This window comes from Actinomycetospora sp. CA-084318 (genome assembly GCF_050955885.1).
Lineage (GTDB): Bacteria > Actinomycetota > Actinomycetes > Mycobacteriales > Pseudonocardiaceae > Actinomycetospora.
On record NZ_CP192098.1, the window covers coordinates 608,576 to 623,391 of the forward strand.

Genomic DNA, 14,816 nt, shown 5'->3' on the forward strand with positions numbered 1-14,816 from the left:
AACTTCTTGTACGTCTTACCGCTGGTAACCGTAACTGGTGGTAGCGTCTTCGCCCATGGCCGACGGTGTCAAGCCGACGCGGGGCGGTAAGCCCCCATCTCGTGACGGGCGTCGCACGCGCTGGACGAAGCACCGCGAGGAACGCCGCGCGGAGTTCGTCGAGGCCGCGATGCGGGTCCTCGCCGAGGTCGGTCCCGAGTTCGGCATCGAGCAGGTGGCGATCGAGGCCGGCGTGACGAAGCCGGTGCTCTACCGGCACTTCTCCGACAAGGCCGACCTCGTCGAGGCCATGGGCGAGCGCGGGACGCACATCCTGCTCGACCGGCTGATCCCCGCGCTGAACTCCGAGGAGGCCCCGCTCCCGCGCATCCGCAAGTCGATCGACGCGGTGCTCGGGACGCTCGAGGACTACCCGAACCTGTACTGGGTGCTGGCCCGCCACGGCCACGGCCAGGAGGTGGTCCAGGCCGACAAGGAGATCATCGCGACGGCCCTGTCCGCCCTGCTCGGGGACTACCTGCGGGCGTTCGGGCTGGACTCCGGCGCGGCCGAGCCGTGGGCCTACGGCGTCGTCGGGCTCGTGCAGAACACCGCGGAGTGGTGGCTGGAACGGCGGTCGATGAGCCGGGACTCGGTGACCGAGTACCTGACGATGCTCGTCTGGGCGGCGATCGACGGATTCGCGCGGCAGCGCGACGTCGTCATCGACCCGAACGTGCCGCTGGAGATCAACAAGGTGATCCAGATGTCTCCCGGAGGATCGTCCGGGAGCAGCGAGTCCGATGTCGCCGAGGCTGGGAACGGGGAGCGATGACGCACGCCGGGGATCACGACGACGATGACGACGGGTACCGCGGTCCGGCCTCGGTGCGGTTGGCCGACGGTCAGGTGCTCGACGTCGAGGTGACGTTGCGCGGGTACGTCGAGCCGCTCGACGGCCGCTACCACTGGTACGGCCGCGTCGCGGTGCACGCGGAGCTCGAGGCCCTGCTCGGCGGCAAGCGGGCGCAGGCCGTGGTGTCGACCCCGCAGGGCGAGGCGGCGGGGGAGCTCTCCGACGTGGACCCGTGGGGTCGCTACCGGATCGCCGGTGTCTCCACACCGCCGTTCGCCGTGGTCACGGAGGTGCCGGCATGAGCGACCGCGACGCCCTCGTCGCCGCGATCGCCACGCCGGAGCGGGCGGTCCGGGACATCTCCGGCCTCATCGGTGACCGGGTCGCCTTCGGTCCCGTGGCCGCCGGCCCCGGCGGGATGGCCTCGGCCACCGCGGTCGGCGTCGTCGGGAAGCTCCGTGGCCGCCAGGTCGACCACGCCCGCACCGAGGTGCACGTGCCGGTGCAGCTCGACGTCACGGTCGACATCGGGGCGCGGGCGGTCCCGGTCGACGCCCGCATGACGGTGCGGATCGGTCTCGAGGCGTGCCTCGCGCCGGACGCCGACCACGTCGTCGTCGAGGTCGACGAGATCGGCCCGGGCGACATCGCGCTGGAGACGAAGACCTCCGGTATCGGTGGTGTCCTCGTGCGCCGGCTCGGCAACCTCGACGCTGAGATCCGGCACCACGTGATCGGCTACGTCACCGAGATCCTGGATTCCCCGGAGGCCCGCGACCTGCGACGGATCGATCTCGACGAGGCGTCCGACATCGCGTAGGTCGGTTGCTGGGGCGGGCGGCCCGGGCCGGCTCTCGACAAGATCCCGTTCTGCGGAGCGATGTGCTCGCTGAGCGAGCACATCGCTCGGCTCGTCACGATCTTGGCCACTGGACCGGGCCGCGACGAGGCAGCCGGCGCGACTGACGCCGTCCGCACCTCCGACGGCAGAGATGTGCCACTGCTGCTGAGGGTGAGCCGGGACTACTTCGGCCGCACCAGGTCCATGAACGCCGCACGGTCCACGACCTTCACGCGCGGCCGGCCGTGGGGCTCGCCGGCGCCGCGCTCGTGGGCGTCGATGGCCTCCCACCCGTCGAGGTCGACGAGGTCGGCGCAGCGGCCCGAGAGCCACTCCTCGATCTCCTCCGCACCGGCGACGGTCTCGCCGTCGCGCGCGCCGGTCGCGAGGTCGGCGAGCAGCCCGCGGACGGTCTCGTTGGCGTCCTTGCGGTTCGTGCCGATGATCCCGGTCGGTCCGCGCTTGATCCACCCGACGACGTACTCGCGCTCCCGGCCCTCGATGCGGCCCTCGGTGTGCGGGATCGTCCCCGAGCCCTCGTCGAACGGCACGCCCGGCAGCGCCACGCCCTTGTAGCCGACCGCGCGGAACACGAGGCCGCACTCGACGGTCTCCCGCTCCCCGGTGTCGACCGGGCGCACCCGGCCGTCCTCGGCGGTCTCGAGCCGGTTGACGGCGAGCTCGACGCCCGACACCGGGCCGTCGTCGCCCTCGCCCAGGATGCGCAGCGGCGAGCGCAGGAAGCGGAACTCCATCCGGCGGGCGGCGTCGGGATCGGGTCCGCGCTCGGCCCAGCCCCGCAGGATCTCCACGTTGCGGCGGGTGCCCTTCGCGAGCTCGGCCTCGCCGTCGGCGGACGGGATCTGGCCCGGGTCGACGACCGTGGTCAGCCCCTCGATGTCGTCGAGCTCCCGCAGCTCCGTGGTGGTGAAGGCGGCTTCGACCGGCCCGCGCCGCCCGCAGACGACGACCTCGCGCACCGACGAGCCCACGAAGGAGTCGATCGCGTGGTCGGCGGTGTCGGTGGCGCGCAGGTCGGCCTCGCCGAGCAGGAGCATGCGGGCCACGTCGAGGGCCACGTTGCCGGCGCCGATCACCACGGCGCGGTCGGCGGAGAGGTCCGGGTCGAGGTCCACGAAGTCGGGGTGGCCGTTGTACCAGCCGACGAAGTCGACCGAGGCCAGGCTGCCGGGGCGGTCCTCGCCCTCGATGCCGAGCCGGCGCTCGGTCTGCGAGCCGACGGCGTACACCACGGCGTCGTAGCGCTCGAGCAGCTCGTCGACCGTGACGTCCTCGCCGACGTGCACGTGCCCGAAGAACCGGAACCCGGGGCGGGCCGCGATCTTCTCGTACTGGTTGCTGACCGACTTGATCTTCGGGTGGTCCGGGGCCACCCCGGCGCGGACGAGGCCCCACGGGGTGGCGAGCCGGTCGTACATGTCCACCCGGACGGGCGGGTCCTCCGAGTCGAGGAGGGAGCCCGCCGCGTAGAACCCCGACGGGCCCGAGCCGACGATCGCCACGGCATGGGTCCTCATGTCGTGATCCTGTCGGAGGCGGGCGTGATCCGCACCCCCTCCTCCGGGAGACGCGCCACGCCGACGATCGGGTGCGCCCCTCGGGGCGGCGCGTCGGAAAACGGCCCTCGATCGAGTCATCACTCCATGCGGCATCAGGCCTGTGGAGGCGCCCGACCTGCGCCGACGATGTCAGTGATGATCAGGAACGGGCAGCATGCGTCGTGGCGTCGGGGCCGGGAGGTCCTCGACGACTACGACCTCGACCGCGTGCTCACCGAGGAACTCGCCGACGACCTCGTCAACGAGCTCGCGTGCCTGCGCCCCCGGCGCCGCCCCGCGTGTGCGGTGGGCGCCCCGCTGCCCGCCGCGGCCCCGGTCGTCCGCCGGCCCCGCCTGCAGGTGATCCGGGGCGGACTCGCCGACTAGCGCTTCACCGCCGCGAGCACCAGGTAGTACAGCTCGTGGCCGGCCATCGAGAGCCGGTGCCGGAAGGACCGCCGCACCACGATCTCGGTGTCCGAGCGCGCCGCGATCATCGCCTCCACGTCGGACACGTCGTGGTCGTCCGGCGCGTCCTTGAGGGTCAGCGCCAGGACCGAGCCCGCCGGGAACGCCGACCACAGCTCGTCGAGCGCGTCCACCGGCACGTGTCCCTCGCCGACCGCCCCGGCCGCGACCAGCGCGTTCAGCCGCTCCTCCCCGACCAGCCGCGCGACCTCGGCGCTCTCCAGCCGCTCGCCGACGAGGTAGTGCGCGTACAGCCCGGGCCGGTCGCGGTGCGCGGCGTCGCGCGCCTCCGGGATGCCGTCCGCGCCGACCACCACGGTGACCCCGCGGGCGGTCAGCTCCTCGCCGACCACCCCGTTGCCCGCCCCGAGGTCGAACGCGCGCAGGTCGGCCGGCGCGAGGTCGAGCGCGGCGCCGGCCTCCACCGTGGCGTCGGCGACGGTCGCGGGCGAGGCGCACTCCAGCTGCCGCTGCACGACCTCCTCGTAAAGCCCGGGTACGTCGTAGACGGTCGCGTAGTCGTGCAGCGTCACCCGCTGCGTCCCGCCCTCGGAGTGGAGCAGGAACTGCTCCTCGCCCTGCCGGCGGCCGGGCGTCGGGTCGAGTTCCACGGTGAACGGCGCAGTCATGGCCTCATCGTGACCGCCACCGCCCCCGGGAGCACGGCCGATGTGTCGTTGCTCCCCCGGCCGTTTCCCGCCGGCGGGCGGACGGCCATCCTGCTGGCAGCGCCGCCGTCGCCGTCCGCGCCCGTCGCTCTCTCGTCGATCCCCGCGGTGGACCACCCCCGCCCCGGCGGATCGCCGACGACAGGAGGCTCGCCATGAGCACGTCGTCCCCCGCCCACGCCCTGCTGCGCCCCCTGCAGTCCCGCGCCGTCGAGGTGCCGGCCCCCGACCGGGAGCACGCCGCGACCGTCGTCGCGGATCTCCTGCACCGCGAGTGCACCGAGTGGAGCTGGACCTCGCACCGCCCCGAGGCGCACCGGGCGGACGCCCGGCGCATCGTCGGCGCCCTCTGCCGCGAGGGCTGGGCACCCAGCTCCTAGCGAGCACACAGGCTCTCGATGCCTCGCGACGAGACAGAACCCGGTAGGCTGATGGGCCGATCGGCGCAGGGGAGGACCCGTTCCGGGTCAGTCCTCCGGCGTCAGCGGGGAGGAACGTCGTGACCACCTGGGACATCGACGGCCGGCAGGTGCGGGAGTCGAGCCGACGCTCCGGCGCGGTGTGGACCTGGCAGTCGCAGAGCGAGCAGCCCATCGACTACGAGATCGAGTGGGTCCAGGAGAAGGACGTGTTCCTCTACGGCACCCGCGTGCGGCCGGGCGGCTGGAACGTCTCGCGCCTGGACGAGTCCGTGTGGAGCAACGACGGCACCCTCGAGGGGGCCCGGGAGGTCGTCGAACAGCGCCTCCCGACGATGCCGCGCTGACCACCCGACGAGCCTCCCGACGACGGATCCGGCGCCCGGACCCGTCGTCGGGAACGACTCCTACGAGCCGCCGCCGAGCACGCCGGCCTCGCTGAGCTTCTTCATGACGGCGTTCGGGCCGTCGAACTGCTCCTTCTCGAGCCCGCGGAGGGTCTCGACGAGCTGGTCGTCGGCCCCCTTGGACTTCGCGTGCTCGGCCAGCTCGTCCGGGCCTCCGGGGTAGTCGAACCCGCCGAGGGACTTCTGCACCTGCGTGACGTCGTAACCCATGGGCCGGGGATGGTCCACGGGCCCGGGAACCAACCGTGGAATCCTCCTCCCCGTGCGGACGTGCCCCTGGTCGTGTGTCGTCTGGGATCTCGACGGCACGCTGCTCGAGCGCGGCTCGCCGACGCCGGTCGCGGGCGTCGAGGCCCTGCTCGCGGCCTGGTCGGATGCCGGGGTGGAGGTGGCCGTCGCGACGTCGGCCACCACGGCCCTCGCGCGGCGGGTGGTGGACGGGCTCGGGTGGTCGGCCTGGTTCGGCCACGTCGCCGGCACGGGGCCCGGGGTGGCGGGCAAGGACGAGGTGCTCGTCGAGGCGCTGCTCGGGCTCGGCCGGGTCCTGCCCGACGGTGCCGTCGGCGCGGCGATGATCGGGGACGCCCCCACCGACGTGGCGGCGGCCCGGCGGCACGGGCTGACGGCGGTCGGCGTGACGTGGAGCGGGACGCCGGCGGACGTGCTGGGCGGGGCGGACCTGATCTGGAGCCGCGTGCCGTCGTGACCGTCCCGACCGGCCGCTGGGTGGTCCACCTCGACCTCGACTCGTTCTTCGCCTCCGCGGAGCAGCTCACCCGGCCCACCCTGCGCGGCCGCCCGGTGCTCGTCGGGGGACTGGGCCCGCGCGGCATCGTCGCGGGCGCGTCGGGCGAGGCGAAGGCGTTCGGGGCGCGGTCGGCGATGCCGATGGCGCAGGCCCGCCGCGCGTGCCCGACGGCGGTCGCGCTGCCGCCGCGCACGGCGGTCTACCGGACACTGTCGGAGTCGTTCTTCGCCGTCGTGCGCGCGGCCGCCCCGGTGCTCGAGCAGGTGGCCTACGACGAGACGTTCGCCGAACCCGCCGCGCTCGTCGGCGCGGGGACGGACGAGGTGCACGCCTGGGCCGAGGAGGTCCGCGCGCAGGTGCGGGAGGCGACGGGCCTGGCCGTGTCGGTGGGGGCGGGCTCGGGCAAGCAGGTCGCGAAGATCGCCTCGGGGCTGGCCAAGCCGGACGGCGTGCACGTCGTCGCGCACGGCGGGGAACGGGCGCTGCTCGACCCGCTGCCGGTGCGCTCGCTGTGGGGGATCGGGCCGGTGGCCGAGACGGCGCTCGCGCGGGCCGGAGTCACGACGATCGCGGCCTTCGCGGCGATGCCCGCGGCCGAGGTGACCGCGCTGCTCGGCTCCGCCGTCGGCACCGCGCTGCACCGCCTCGCCCAGGGGATCGACGACCGCGCCGTGACCGAACGGGGCGAGGCCAAGCAGGTCAGCGCGGAGACGACGTTCGACACCGACCTGTCCGACGTGGCCGCCGTGCGCCGCGCGGTCGCCGACCTGGCGGCCTCGGCCCACCGCCGGCTCGTGGCCTCCCGGCGCGCCGCGCGGACCGTGACGGTGAAGGTCCGCGGCGGGGACTTCGTGACCCACACCCGCTCCGAGACGTCGACCGTGGCCTCCACCGACCTGCCCGCGCTGACCGTCGTGGCGCAGCGGCTCGCCGTCGACGCGCTGCCCGATGCCGGGGTGCGCCTCGTCGGGGTCTCCTACGCCGGCCTGACGACGGCGGTGCAGGGGACGCTGTTCGAGACCGGGCAGGACGAGGCACCCGAGCCGGCCGCACCCGACGTCGGGATCGAGGAGGAGCCGACGCCGGCGCCGGAGCGGGAGTGGCGCACCGGGGACGACGCCGCGCACCCCGCCCACGGGCACGGCTGGGTGCAGGGCGCGGGGCACGGCCGCGTGACGGTCCGCTTCGAGACGCGGTCGACCGGGCCCGGGCGGGCGCACACCTTCGCCGCGGACGACCCGGAGCTCACACGGGCCGATCCGCTCGTGTCGTTGACCTGACATCCCGTGGCAGCGGAGCGTCGTTGCTGTCATCGGATGACAGCAACGACGCTCCGCTGCCACGAGGGGGAGGGGGCGGCCCTCAGAGCAGCAGCTGCGACCGCGCGAGCTCGGCGTAGAGCGGGCTGGCCGCGAGCAGCTCCTCGTGCGTGCCGACGGCCACGACCCGGCCGTCCTCGAGGACCACGATCTGGTCGCAGTCGACGACGGTCGAGAGGCGGTGCGCGACGATCAGCAGCGTGCGGTCGGCTGCGGCGGCGACGTCGATCGCCTCCTTGAGGGCCGCCTCGTTGCGGGCGTCCAGGCTCGCCGTGGGCTCGTCGAGCAGCATCAGCGACGGCTCGGCGAGCAGCGTCCGGGCGATCGCGAGGCGCTGGCGCTCGCCGCCGGAGAGCAGCACCCCGCCCTCGCCGACGGGGGCGTCGAGCGCGAGCGGGGAGCGCTCGACGAGCCCGGAGAGGTTCACCGCCGCGAGGACCGCGAGCTGGTCGGCCTCCGGGGCGTCGGGGGCGGCGAGCACGAGGTTCTCGCGCAGCGTCCCGGCCAGCGCGGGCGATTCCTGCTCCACGTACCCGAGCCGTGCGCGCAGTGCGTCGCGGGGCCGGTCGCGTACGTCGACCCCGTCCACCAGCACGGCGCCGGCGGTGACGTCGTAGAACCGCTCGACCAGCGCGAACACCGTCGACTTGCCCGCCCCGGAGGGGCCCACGAGCGCGGTCCGGGTGCCGCGCGGGACGGCGAAGGACACCCCGCGGAGCACCGCGGTGCCGTCCGCGTAGCCGAAGTCGACGTCGTGCAGCTCCAGGGCGGGGGCGCCCACCACGGGGTCCGGCGACACCGTGACATCGCGCGCGGACTCGCCCGGGAGCGCGGCGACCTCCTCGATGCGCGCCAGTGCGCCGAGGCCGGTCTGCAGCTGCGTCCAGGCCTGGGTGAGCCGCGCGAACGGCAGGACGAGCAGGAACAGGTAGAGCACGAACGAGACGAGCTCGCCGACGGTCAGTTCCCCGGCCGCGACCCGGGCGCCCCCGATCCCGAGGACGGCGATGAACGAGCCCTGGGTGGCGATCGTGACGGCGGGGGAGACGAGGGCCTGCAGGCGCGCCGACCGCACGCCCACCGCGTAGGCCGCCGACGCGGCGCCGACCACGCCGTCGGCCTCCCGGTCGGTGGCCCCGCTCGCGCGGATCGTGCGCACCGCGCCGAGCGCGCGCTCCACGGCCGCGGTCATCTCGCCCACCCGCGCCTGGGAGAGCGTCGACAGGGCCCGCAGCCGCCGCGACGCCGCCCCGATCACGACGACGCCCGCCGCCACCGCGAGCAGCGTGACCCCGAGCAGCGTGAGGTCGACCAGTGCCATGGCGACCGCCGCCCCGATCACGACCACCACCGAGCTGGCGAGCTCGAACAGCCCGGAGGTGACCACCGCGCGCAGCAGCGTCGTGTCCGACCCGATGCGGGAGATGAGGTCGCCGGTGCGGCGCGCGTCGTACTCCGGCACCGACAGGCGCAGCACGCGGTCGACGAGGGTCCGGCGCGTCGAGAGCACCAGCCCCTCGGCCGTGCGCTGGAGCAGGAACGACTGGACCGCACCCACGAGCGCGCCGCCGAGCAGGACCGCCACCAGGACGACCGCCGACCCCAGCACCGGGCCGGCCCCCTGCACCGCCGCGATCACCCGCCCGACCAGCAGCGGCTGGGCGAGCGAGGTCCCCGCGGTGACCAGCGAGAGGACGGCGACGACGAGCAGGGTGCCGCGGTGCGGGCGCAGGTAGGGCCACAGCCGCGCCAGCCCCGTGTCGGGCGCGGTCAGCACACCACCCCGCGGAACGACGCGCGCAGCTCGGAGACGAAGAGCTCGGGCACCTCGAGCGAGGCGAAGTGGCCGCCGCGGTCGAGCACGCTCCAGCGGCGGACGTCGGTGTAGCGCGCCTCGACCCAGGACCGCGGCATCTTCGCCATCTCGGCCGGGAAGATCGAGATCGCGGCGGGGACGGTCACCTCGGCGCGGCGGTCGACCTGCGCGTTCTCCCAGTACATCCGCGCCGAGGACGCCCCGGAGGCGCCGAACCAGTAGACGGCGACGTTGTCGAGCAGGCGCCGGCGCGGCACCGAGGGCTCGAGCGTCGGTCCGCCGTCGGTCCACACCCCGAACTTCTCCGCGATCCAGGCCAGCTGGCCGACGGGGGAGTCGACGAGCGCGTACCCCAGGGTCTGCGGGCGGGTCCGCTGCTGACCGGAGTAGCCGCTGCCGGTTTCGCGGAACTCGCGGGCCTGCGCGAGCCACCGCTGCTCGAGCTCGGGGAGGTCCTCGGTCCGCGCGCCCTCGGGCCGGTCCGCCAGGGGCATCGTCGTGTGGAGCATGGCGACGCGGTCCGGGTGCCGGACCCCGAGCGCCGTCGTGATCATGGCCCCCCAGTCGCCGCCCTGGGCGAGGAAGCGGGGGTAACCCAGACGCGACATGAGGACGGCCCATGCATCCGCGATGTGGTCGATGCCCCAGCCCGTGACGGTGGGCTTGTCGGAGAAGCCGAACCCCGGGAGGGAGGGCGCGACCACATGAAATGCAGGGCACGCCGGGTCCTCCGGCGTCGTCAGGGGGCCCACGACGTCGAGGAACTCGACCACCGACCCGGGCCACCCGTGGGTGATCAGAAGTGGCTGTGCGTCACTACGTGGTGACTGTACGTGCAGGAAGTGGATGCCGAGCCCGTCGATCTCCGTCCGGTACTGGCCGAGCCCGTTGAGCTCGTCGGACAGCGCCCGGATCTCGTGCTCCTCCAGCCACGTCCGGGCCAGGTCCGCCACGACCGTGGCGGGGATGCCCTGGGACCAGTCGGCCACCGGCTCCGGCTCGGCCAGACGTGCCCGGCGGAGACGTTCGTGCAGGTCGGACACCTGGTCGTCGGGGATGTCGAGCACGAACGGGGTGATCGCGGCGGGGTCGGTCGGTCGGGTCGACGACGGGTCGGCGGCGGTCGGCTCGGCGTCGGAGGGGGCCATGGGCGCGACGCTAACGGCACAGGTCCGAACGCGCCGTGGGGAGGCATCCGTCCGGGTGTCACCCCGACACGCCGCCGGATGGAAGCTGTCCCCCGAAGGTGGCGTCTTCCGCCCACGCTGTCACACGGGCCGTCATCGTGGCGATGAACGCAGCGGAGGTGATCATCGTGCTGAACGAACGGCCCGCGGCACTGCTGGCGGCAGCGGCGGATCTGGACGAGTGCGACGGCTACGTGGTCCTGGTGTTCGACCCGGAGACCGGTGAGATGGACGCCCACGGCCCCTACGAGGGGGTCGCGGCGACACTCCGCGCCGAGGAACTGCGCAACAACTTCGACTCCGACGACCTGCGTGACGTCGTGGTGCGGGTGAGCAGGCTGCACCTGCCCGCGCCCATCCCGCAACAGGCCTGGTGAGTTCGTCCGTCGCGGGGTAGATCCTGCGGCGTGACGACGGACGCGGAGCGCAGCGGAGCCGGACCATCGACGACGGTGCGCGCTGCTGCGCTCGAGCTGTTCCGGGCGCACGGCATGACGACGGTCTTCGGGAACCCCGGCTCGACCGAGCTCCCGATGCTCCAGGACTTCCCCGACGACTTCACCTACGTCCTCGGGCTCCAGGAGGCCGTCGTCGTGGGGATGGCCGACGGCTTCGCCCAGGCGACCGGTCGGCCGGCCCTGGTCAACCTGCACACCGCGCCCGGCGTCGGGAACGCGGTGGGCGCGCTGGTGAACGCGGCGGCCAACCGGACCCCGCTCGTGGTCACCGCCGGCCAGCAGGTGCGGCCGATGATGACGCTGGAGGCGATGCTCGCGAACCCGCGGGCGAGCGAGCTCCCGCGTCCCACCGTGAAGTACTCGGCGGAGCCGCCACGGGCCCAGGACGTCGTCGCGACCCTGGCCCGGGCGATCCACCTCGCGACCACGCCGCCCACCGGCCCCGTGTTCGTGTCGATCCCGATGGACGACTGGGACGTCGAGCTCACCGGCGACGACCTCGAGGTGGCGCAGCGGGCGGCCCGACGACGGGTCACCACGCCCCTCGCGCCCGCCGGTCTCGACGCGTGGGCGGCCGCACTGGACGGCGCGTCGGCGCCCGCGCTCGTCGTGGGCGGCGAGATCGACTCCGGCGGCGGGTTCGACGACGCCGTGGCGCTGGCCGAGCGCCTCGGCTGCGCGGTCTACGGGCCGCCCGCCGACGGCCGCATCGGGTTCCCCGAGACCCACCCGCAGTTCCGGGGCGCCCTGCCGATGGCGATCGCGCCGGTGGCCCAGACGCTCGCGGCCCACGACGTCGTGCTCGTGCTCGGCACCGCGGTGTTCCGCTACTACCCCTACGTGCCCGGCGGGTTCCTGCCCGAGGGCACCACGCTCCTGCACGTCACGTCCGATCCCGACGAGGCCGCCCGCGCGCCGATGGGCGATGCGCTCGTGGCCTCGCCGGTCGCCGTGGTGCGCTCGTTGCTCGGGCGCGTGGCGGCGTCGTCGCGCGTCCCGGCGGGCTCGGCGCCCGCGGCGTCGCCCGCGCGCGCGTCGGCGGTCCCCGGCACGCTGACCGCCGAGGCGGTGTTCGACGTCGTCGGGTCGGTGTGGCCGCAGGACGGCGTCGTCGTCGACGAGTCCCCGTCCAACCGCGGCGCCCTGCACGCCCGGCGGCCGGTCTCCCGTCCGTCCACGTCCTTCTTCACGACGTCGGGCGGGCTCGGCTTCGGGCTGCCCGCGGCGGTGGGCGTCGCCCTGGCCGACCGGTCGCGCCCGGTGCTGGCGGCCATCGGCGACGGCTCGATGCAGTACGCGATCCAGGCGTTGGCCTCCGCGGCGATGCTCGGGGTGCCGGTCACGGTGCTCGTCCTGGAGAACCGGGAGTACGCGATCCTGAAGTGGTTCGCGGCCCGGGAGAACACGCCGAAGGCGCCCGGGCTCGACCTGCCGCCGGTCGACTTCGTGTCCCTCGCCGCGGGCTACGGCGTGCCGGGGGAGTCGGTGTCGACGGCCGAGGAGCTGCGCGCCGCGTTGGAGCGCGGCCGGGACTCCGACGGGCCGCGGTTGATCGCGGTGCCGGTCGGCCGCGCCGCGGGCTGAGGCCGGTCCCCCCCGGCGTGAGGGGAACCCTCACCACGCTGGGGCGGGCCGATGTTCCCCTCACGATCGCGGCACGGGTCGGCCGATGCTCGTGAGGGGAGGATTCGTGCGCCCCAGCATGGTGAGGGTTCCCCTCACGCGGGAGACGGGGGCGGGCTTGACCTCAACGGCACTCGAGGTCGCACCCTCACGTCCGTGCTCACCCGGTATCGAGATGCCCCGCCCCACGAGGTCCGCGTAGCGTCGCGGCACGTGTCGACCCAGACGCAGCCCACCGGAACCCACGCCGGGCCGGCCGCCACCCCCGCCGTCGAGGTCGTCGACCTCGTGAAGCGCTACCCCAAGGCCAAGGTCAACGCAGTCGACGGCATCTCGTTCGCCGTCGCCCCCGGCGAGGTGTTCGGCCTCCTCGGTCCGAACGGCGCCGGGAAGACCACGACGATCGGCGTGCTCACCACCCGCGTCCGCAAGACCTCCGGGCGCGCCGCGGTCACCGGCATCGACGTGACGCGCGACCCGGTGGGCGCGCGCTCGGTGATCGGTGTCGTCCCGCAGCGGCCGAACCTCGACCGCAGCCTCGACGCCAAGGGCAACCTCGTCTGGCACGCCGCCTACCACGGGGTCCCGCGGGCCCGGCGCGGTCCGCTGGCCGACGAGCTGCTCGAGCGGATGGGGCTCACCGACAAGGCCGACACCAATCCCGACGAGCTCTCCGGCGGCCAGGCGCAGCGGCTGATCATCGCCCGCGGGCTGATGCACGACCCGCGCGTGCTCTTCCTCGACGAGCCCTCCACCGGGCTCGACCCGCAGGCGCGGCTGTTCGTCCACGACCGGGTGGCCGAGCTCGCCGCGAACGGCGTGACGGTCGTGCTCACCACCCACGACATGGACGAGGCGGCCAAGCTCTCCGACCGCGTCGGCATCGTCGACCACGGCGAGCTGCTCAAGCTCGACACGCCCGCCAACCTCGTCGCCGGGCTCTCCGGCTCGGCGACCGTCGACCTCGACGTCACCGGAGTCGATCCCGAGCAGCTGCGCGGACGGCTCGGCGCGGTCCGGGGCGTCGCCGGCGCGGAGGTGCTCGCCACGCCCGACGAGGGACCGGCCCGCCTGCGCATCCGGGTCGAGGGCGAGGCGGGCGTCGCCCTGCCCGGCCTGCTCGAGGAGGTCACGGCGGCGGGTGGTCGCGTCTCCGACGTCGGGCTCGGCGAGCCCACGCTCGAGGACGTCTTCATCGACCTGACCGGGAGGGGACTGCGGTGACCGTGACGGAGACCGACGTCGAGCCGTTCCGCCGGGTGTCGCCCGGTCGCGCGTTCCTGGGCGTGCTGGGCCGCGACGTCGCGGTCACGGGCAAGGAGCTCGGCAGCTTCATCTCCCAGGTGCTGGTCCAGCCGTTCTTCCTGCTCTTCGTGTTCGGCAAGGTCCTCTCCGAGCTCGGGTACATCGCGCCCGGGTACGCCCAGCTGCTCCTGCCGGGGCTGCTCGCGCTCAACGCGTTCCTCGTCGCCGTGCAGGCCGTCGCGCTGCCCCTGGTGATCGACTTCAGCTACACCAAGGAGATCGAGGACCGGCTGCTCGCGCCGCTGTCGACGCGGATGGTCGCCGTGGAGAAGATCGTCTTCGGTGCCCTGCGCGGGCTGATCGGGTCGCTGGTGATGATCCCGGTCGGCTACCTGGTGCTCGACGAGGTCTCCTGGAACCTCGCCGGGCTCCCCGTCTCGGCGGTGCTGCTCGTGCTCGGCGCCCTCGCCGGTGGCGCGTCCGGCCTCGTCATCGGCACGCTGGTCAGCCCGCGGCGGATCAACATCGTGTTCGCCGTGGTGATCACGCCACTGCTGTTCACCGGCTCGACGCAGTTCCCCTTCCTGCAGATCGGGTCGCTGCGCTGGTTCCAGGTGATCTGCGCGCTCAACCCGATCACGTACGTGGCGGAGGGGTTGCGTGGTGCCCTGACCCCGCAGATCCCGCACCTGCCGACGTGGCTGTGCCTGGCGGCGCTGGTGTTCGCGTGCGTGCTGTTCGGGGCGATCGGGATCCGGGGCTTCGTCCGGCGGGCGCTGGACTGAGCGCGCCGACGAGCCGGAGCCAGACCAGCGCCCCGAGCAGCGTCGGCACCGACAGCAGCGGGCTCGGGAACCCGACGACCTGGCTCAGGGCGAGGTCGCCGGTCACGGCCAGGACCCCGGCGGCGAACCAGCCCGCGCCGGCCGTCGGGAACCGTCCGACACCGAGCGGGGTGCGCGGCCAGGGCTTGGCGATCGAGAGCCACGCCTGCAGGGCGATCGCCGACGCCATGCAGGCCGCGGCGGCCACCATCGCCTCCGACGCCGGTCCGTCCGTGGCGTCGGTGGTGGCGAGCTGGACCGACAGGATGCCGATCCCGACGTAGAGCTGCACCAGCGTGATCCCGAACTTCGCGGCGACCCACCAGTGGCGCACCAGACCCCACGGAGTGGCCAGCGCGAGCAGGATCCCGGTGGCGGCCGACGCGTTGGCCGCGGGGG

General features: G+C 74.1%; 17 protein-coding genes. 12 read left to right on the forward strand and 5 right to left on the reverse strand.

Annotated features, from left to right (window positions below; translation table 11 throughout):
- Nucleotides 1–55 precede the first annotated feature (55 nt).
- From ACQPYX_RS02965 to ACQPYX_RS02975, 3 genes are read left to right on the forward strand one after another with little or no spacing between them, the layout of a single operon-like run.
- Entirely contained in the window at nucleotides 56–814 is a 759-nt protein-coding gene (locus ACQPYX_RS02965; protein WP_433801416.1) for a TetR family transcriptional regulator, read from the forward strand.
- Nucleotides 811–1,137, forward strand: coding sequence for a DUF4873 domain-containing protein (locus tag ACQPYX_RS02970; RefSeq protein WP_433801417.1), 327 nt, complete (start codon nucleotides 811–813; stop codon nucleotides 1,135–1,137). The genes ACQPYX_RS02965 and ACQPYX_RS02970 overlap by 4 nt, the downstream gene beginning before the upstream one ends.
- Nucleotides 1,134–1,655: a hypothetical protein gene (locus ACQPYX_RS02975; protein ID WP_433801418.1), complete on the forward strand. Its 522-nt coding sequence runs from the start codon at nucleotides 1,134–1,136 to the stop codon at nucleotides 1,653–1,655. Before ACQPYX_RS02970 ends, ACQPYX_RS02975 begins: the two co-directional genes overlap by 4 nt.
- A 203-nt stretch (nucleotides 1,656–1,858) precedes the next feature.
- Here ACQPYX_RS02975 and ACQPYX_RS02980 read toward each other — a convergent pair whose 3' ends face one another.
- The gene (locus ACQPYX_RS02980; RefSeq protein WP_433801419.1) at nucleotides 1,859–3,214 is read right to left on the reverse strand and encodes an FAD-dependent oxidoreductase; all 1,356 of its coding nucleotides are present in this window, start codon (nucleotides 3,212–3,214) and stop codon (nucleotides 1,859–1,861) included.
- 177 nt (nucleotides 3,215–3,391) lie between these two features.
- Between ACQPYX_RS02980 and ACQPYX_RS02985 the strand changes: the two genes are divergently transcribed.
- On the forward strand, nucleotides 3,392–3,622 hold the full coding sequence (locus tag ACQPYX_RS02985; RefSeq protein WP_433801420.1) for a hypothetical protein: 231 nt from the start codon (nucleotides 3,392–3,394) through the stop codon (nucleotides 3,620–3,622).
- Here the strand turns inward: ACQPYX_RS02985 and ACQPYX_RS02990 are convergent.
- The gene (locus ACQPYX_RS02990; RefSeq protein WP_433801421.1) at nucleotides 3,619–4,332 is read right to left on the reverse strand and encodes a methyltransferase; all 714 of its coding nucleotides are present in this window, start codon (nucleotides 4,330–4,332) and stop codon (nucleotides 3,619–3,621) included. The genes ACQPYX_RS02985 and ACQPYX_RS02990 overlap by 4 nt on opposite strands.
- A 194-nt stretch (nucleotides 4,333–4,526) precedes the next feature.
- Between ACQPYX_RS02990 and ACQPYX_RS02995 the strand changes: the two genes are divergently transcribed.
- Nucleotides 4,527–4,751, forward strand: a complete 225-nt coding sequence (locus tag ACQPYX_RS02995) for a hypothetical protein (protein ID WP_433801422.1) — start codon at nucleotides 4,527–4,529, stop codon at nucleotides 4,749–4,751.
- Between the two features lie 119 nt (nucleotides 4,752–4,870).
- Nucleotides 4,871–5,137 carry a hypothetical protein gene (locus ACQPYX_RS03000; RefSeq protein ID WP_433801423.1) on the forward strand — a complete coding sequence of 89 codons (267 nt, stop codon included), beginning with the start codon at nucleotides 4,871–4,873 and terminating at the stop codon, nucleotides 5,135–5,137.
- 60 nt (nucleotides 5,138–5,197) lie between these two features.
- On the opposite strand, the gene ACQPYX_RS03005 is transcribed toward ACQPYX_RS03000, so the two are convergent.
- Nucleotides 5,198–5,407 (reverse strand): DUF2795 domain-containing protein, encoded by a 210-nt coding sequence (locus ACQPYX_RS03005; RefSeq protein ID WP_433801424.1) that lies wholly within the window; start codon nucleotides 5,405–5,407, stop codon nucleotides 5,198–5,200.
- Between the two features lie 52 nt (nucleotides 5,408–5,459).
- On the opposite strand from ACQPYX_RS03005, the gene ACQPYX_RS03010 reads away from it, so the two are divergent.
- Together ACQPYX_RS03010 and ACQPYX_RS03015 are read left to right on the forward strand one after the other, a co-directional pair.
- Nucleotides 5,460–5,903, forward strand: a complete 444-nt coding sequence (locus ACQPYX_RS03010) for an HAD family hydrolase (protein WP_433801425.1) — start codon at nucleotides 5,460–5,462, stop codon at nucleotides 5,901–5,903.
- Complete coding sequence (locus ACQPYX_RS03015) at nucleotides 5,900–7,225, forward strand: DNA polymerase IV (protein ID WP_433801426.1); 1,326 nt, start codon at nucleotides 5,900–5,902, stop codon at nucleotides 7,223–7,225. The genes ACQPYX_RS03010 and ACQPYX_RS03015 overlap by 4 nt, the downstream gene beginning before the upstream one ends.
- A gap of 82 nt (nucleotides 7,226–7,307) precedes the next feature.
- Here the strand turns inward: ACQPYX_RS03015 and ACQPYX_RS03020 are convergent, their stop codons facing one another.
- Nucleotides 7,308–9,041 (reverse strand): ABC transporter ATP-binding protein, encoded by a 1,734-nt coding sequence (locus ACQPYX_RS03020; protein WP_433801427.1) that lies wholly within the window; start codon nucleotides 9,039–9,041, stop codon nucleotides 7,308–7,310.
- Complete coding sequence (locus ACQPYX_RS03025) at nucleotides 9,035–10,228, reverse strand: epoxide hydrolase family protein (protein ID WP_433801428.1); 1,194 nt, start codon at nucleotides 10,226–10,228, stop codon at nucleotides 9,035–9,037. Before ACQPYX_RS03025 ends, ACQPYX_RS03020 begins: the two co-directional genes overlap by 7 nt.
- A 143-nt stretch (nucleotides 10,229–10,371) precedes the next feature.
- On the opposite strand from ACQPYX_RS03025, the gene ACQPYX_RS03030 reads away from it, so the two are divergent.
- The 4 genes from ACQPYX_RS03030 (at nucleotide 10,372) to ACQPYX_RS03045 (ending at nucleotide 14,378) form a co-directional block, all read left to right on the forward strand.
- Complete coding sequence (locus ACQPYX_RS03030) at nucleotides 10,372–10,644, forward strand: hypothetical protein (RefSeq protein WP_433801429.1); 273 nt, start codon at nucleotides 10,372–10,374, stop codon at nucleotides 10,642–10,644.
- Nucleotides 10,645–10,719: 75 nt separating this feature from the next.
- Nucleotides 10,720–12,309: a benzoylformate decarboxylase gene (gene mdlC / locus ACQPYX_RS03035; protein ID WP_433801430.1), complete on the forward strand. Its 1,590-nt coding sequence runs from the start codon at nucleotides 10,720–10,722 to the stop codon at nucleotides 12,307–12,309.
- Between the two features lie 252 nt (nucleotides 12,310–12,561).
- Complete coding sequence (locus tag ACQPYX_RS03040) at nucleotides 12,562–13,572, forward strand: ATP-binding cassette domain-containing protein (RefSeq protein ID WP_433801431.1); 1,011 nt, start codon at nucleotides 12,562–12,564, stop codon at nucleotides 13,570–13,572.
- A complete protein-coding gene (locus ACQPYX_RS03045) occupies nucleotides 13,569–14,378 on the forward strand; it encodes an ABC transporter permease (RefSeq protein WP_433801432.1) in 810 nt (269 codons plus the stop codon). The genes ACQPYX_RS03040 and ACQPYX_RS03045 overlap by 4 nt, the downstream gene beginning before the upstream one ends.
- Nucleotides 14,379–14,816: the final 438 nt, after the last annotated feature.

Bases quoted from the DNA above. Each gene is read 5' to 3' on its own strand.
- ACQPYX_RS03025 (WP_433801428.1), bottom strand. From the start codon at position 10,228: ATGGCCCCCTCCGACGCCGAGCCGACCGCCGCCGACCCGTCGTCGACC.
- ACQPYX_RS02985 (WP_433801420.1), top strand. From the start codon at position 3,392: ATGATCAGGAACGGGCAGCATGCGTCGTGGCGTCGGGGCCGGGAGGTC.
- ACQPYX_RS03005 (WP_433801424.1), bottom strand. From the start codon at position 5,407: ATGGGTTACGACGTCACGCAGGTGCAGAAGTCCCTCGGCGGGTTCGAC.
- ACQPYX_RS03030 (WP_433801429.1), top strand. From the start codon at position 10,372: ATGAACGCAGCGGAGGTGATCATCGTGCTGAACGAACGGCCCGCGGCA.
- ACQPYX_RS02990 (WP_433801421.1), bottom strand. From the start codon at position 4,332: ATGACTGCGCCGTTCACCGTGGAACTCGACCCGACGCCCGGCCGCCGG.
- ACQPYX_RS02975 (WP_433801418.1), top strand. From the start codon at position 1,134: ATGAGCGACCGCGACGCCCTCGTCGCCGCGATCGCCACGCCGGAGCGG.
- ACQPYX_RS02995 (WP_433801422.1), top strand. From the start codon at position 4,527: ATGAGCACGTCGTCCCCCGCCCACGCCCTGCTGCGCCCCCTGCAGTCC.
- ACQPYX_RS02970 (WP_433801417.1), top strand. From the start codon at position 811: ATGACGCACGCCGGGGATCACGACGACGATGACGACGGGTACCGCGGT.
- ACQPYX_RS02980 (WP_433801419.1), bottom strand. From the start codon at position 3,214: ATGAGGACCCATGCCGTGGCGATCGTCGGCTCGGGCCCGTCGGGGTTC.
- ACQPYX_RS02965 (WP_433801416.1), top strand. From the start codon at position 56: ATGGCCGACGGTGTCAAGCCGACGCGGGGCGGTAAGCCCCCATCTCGT.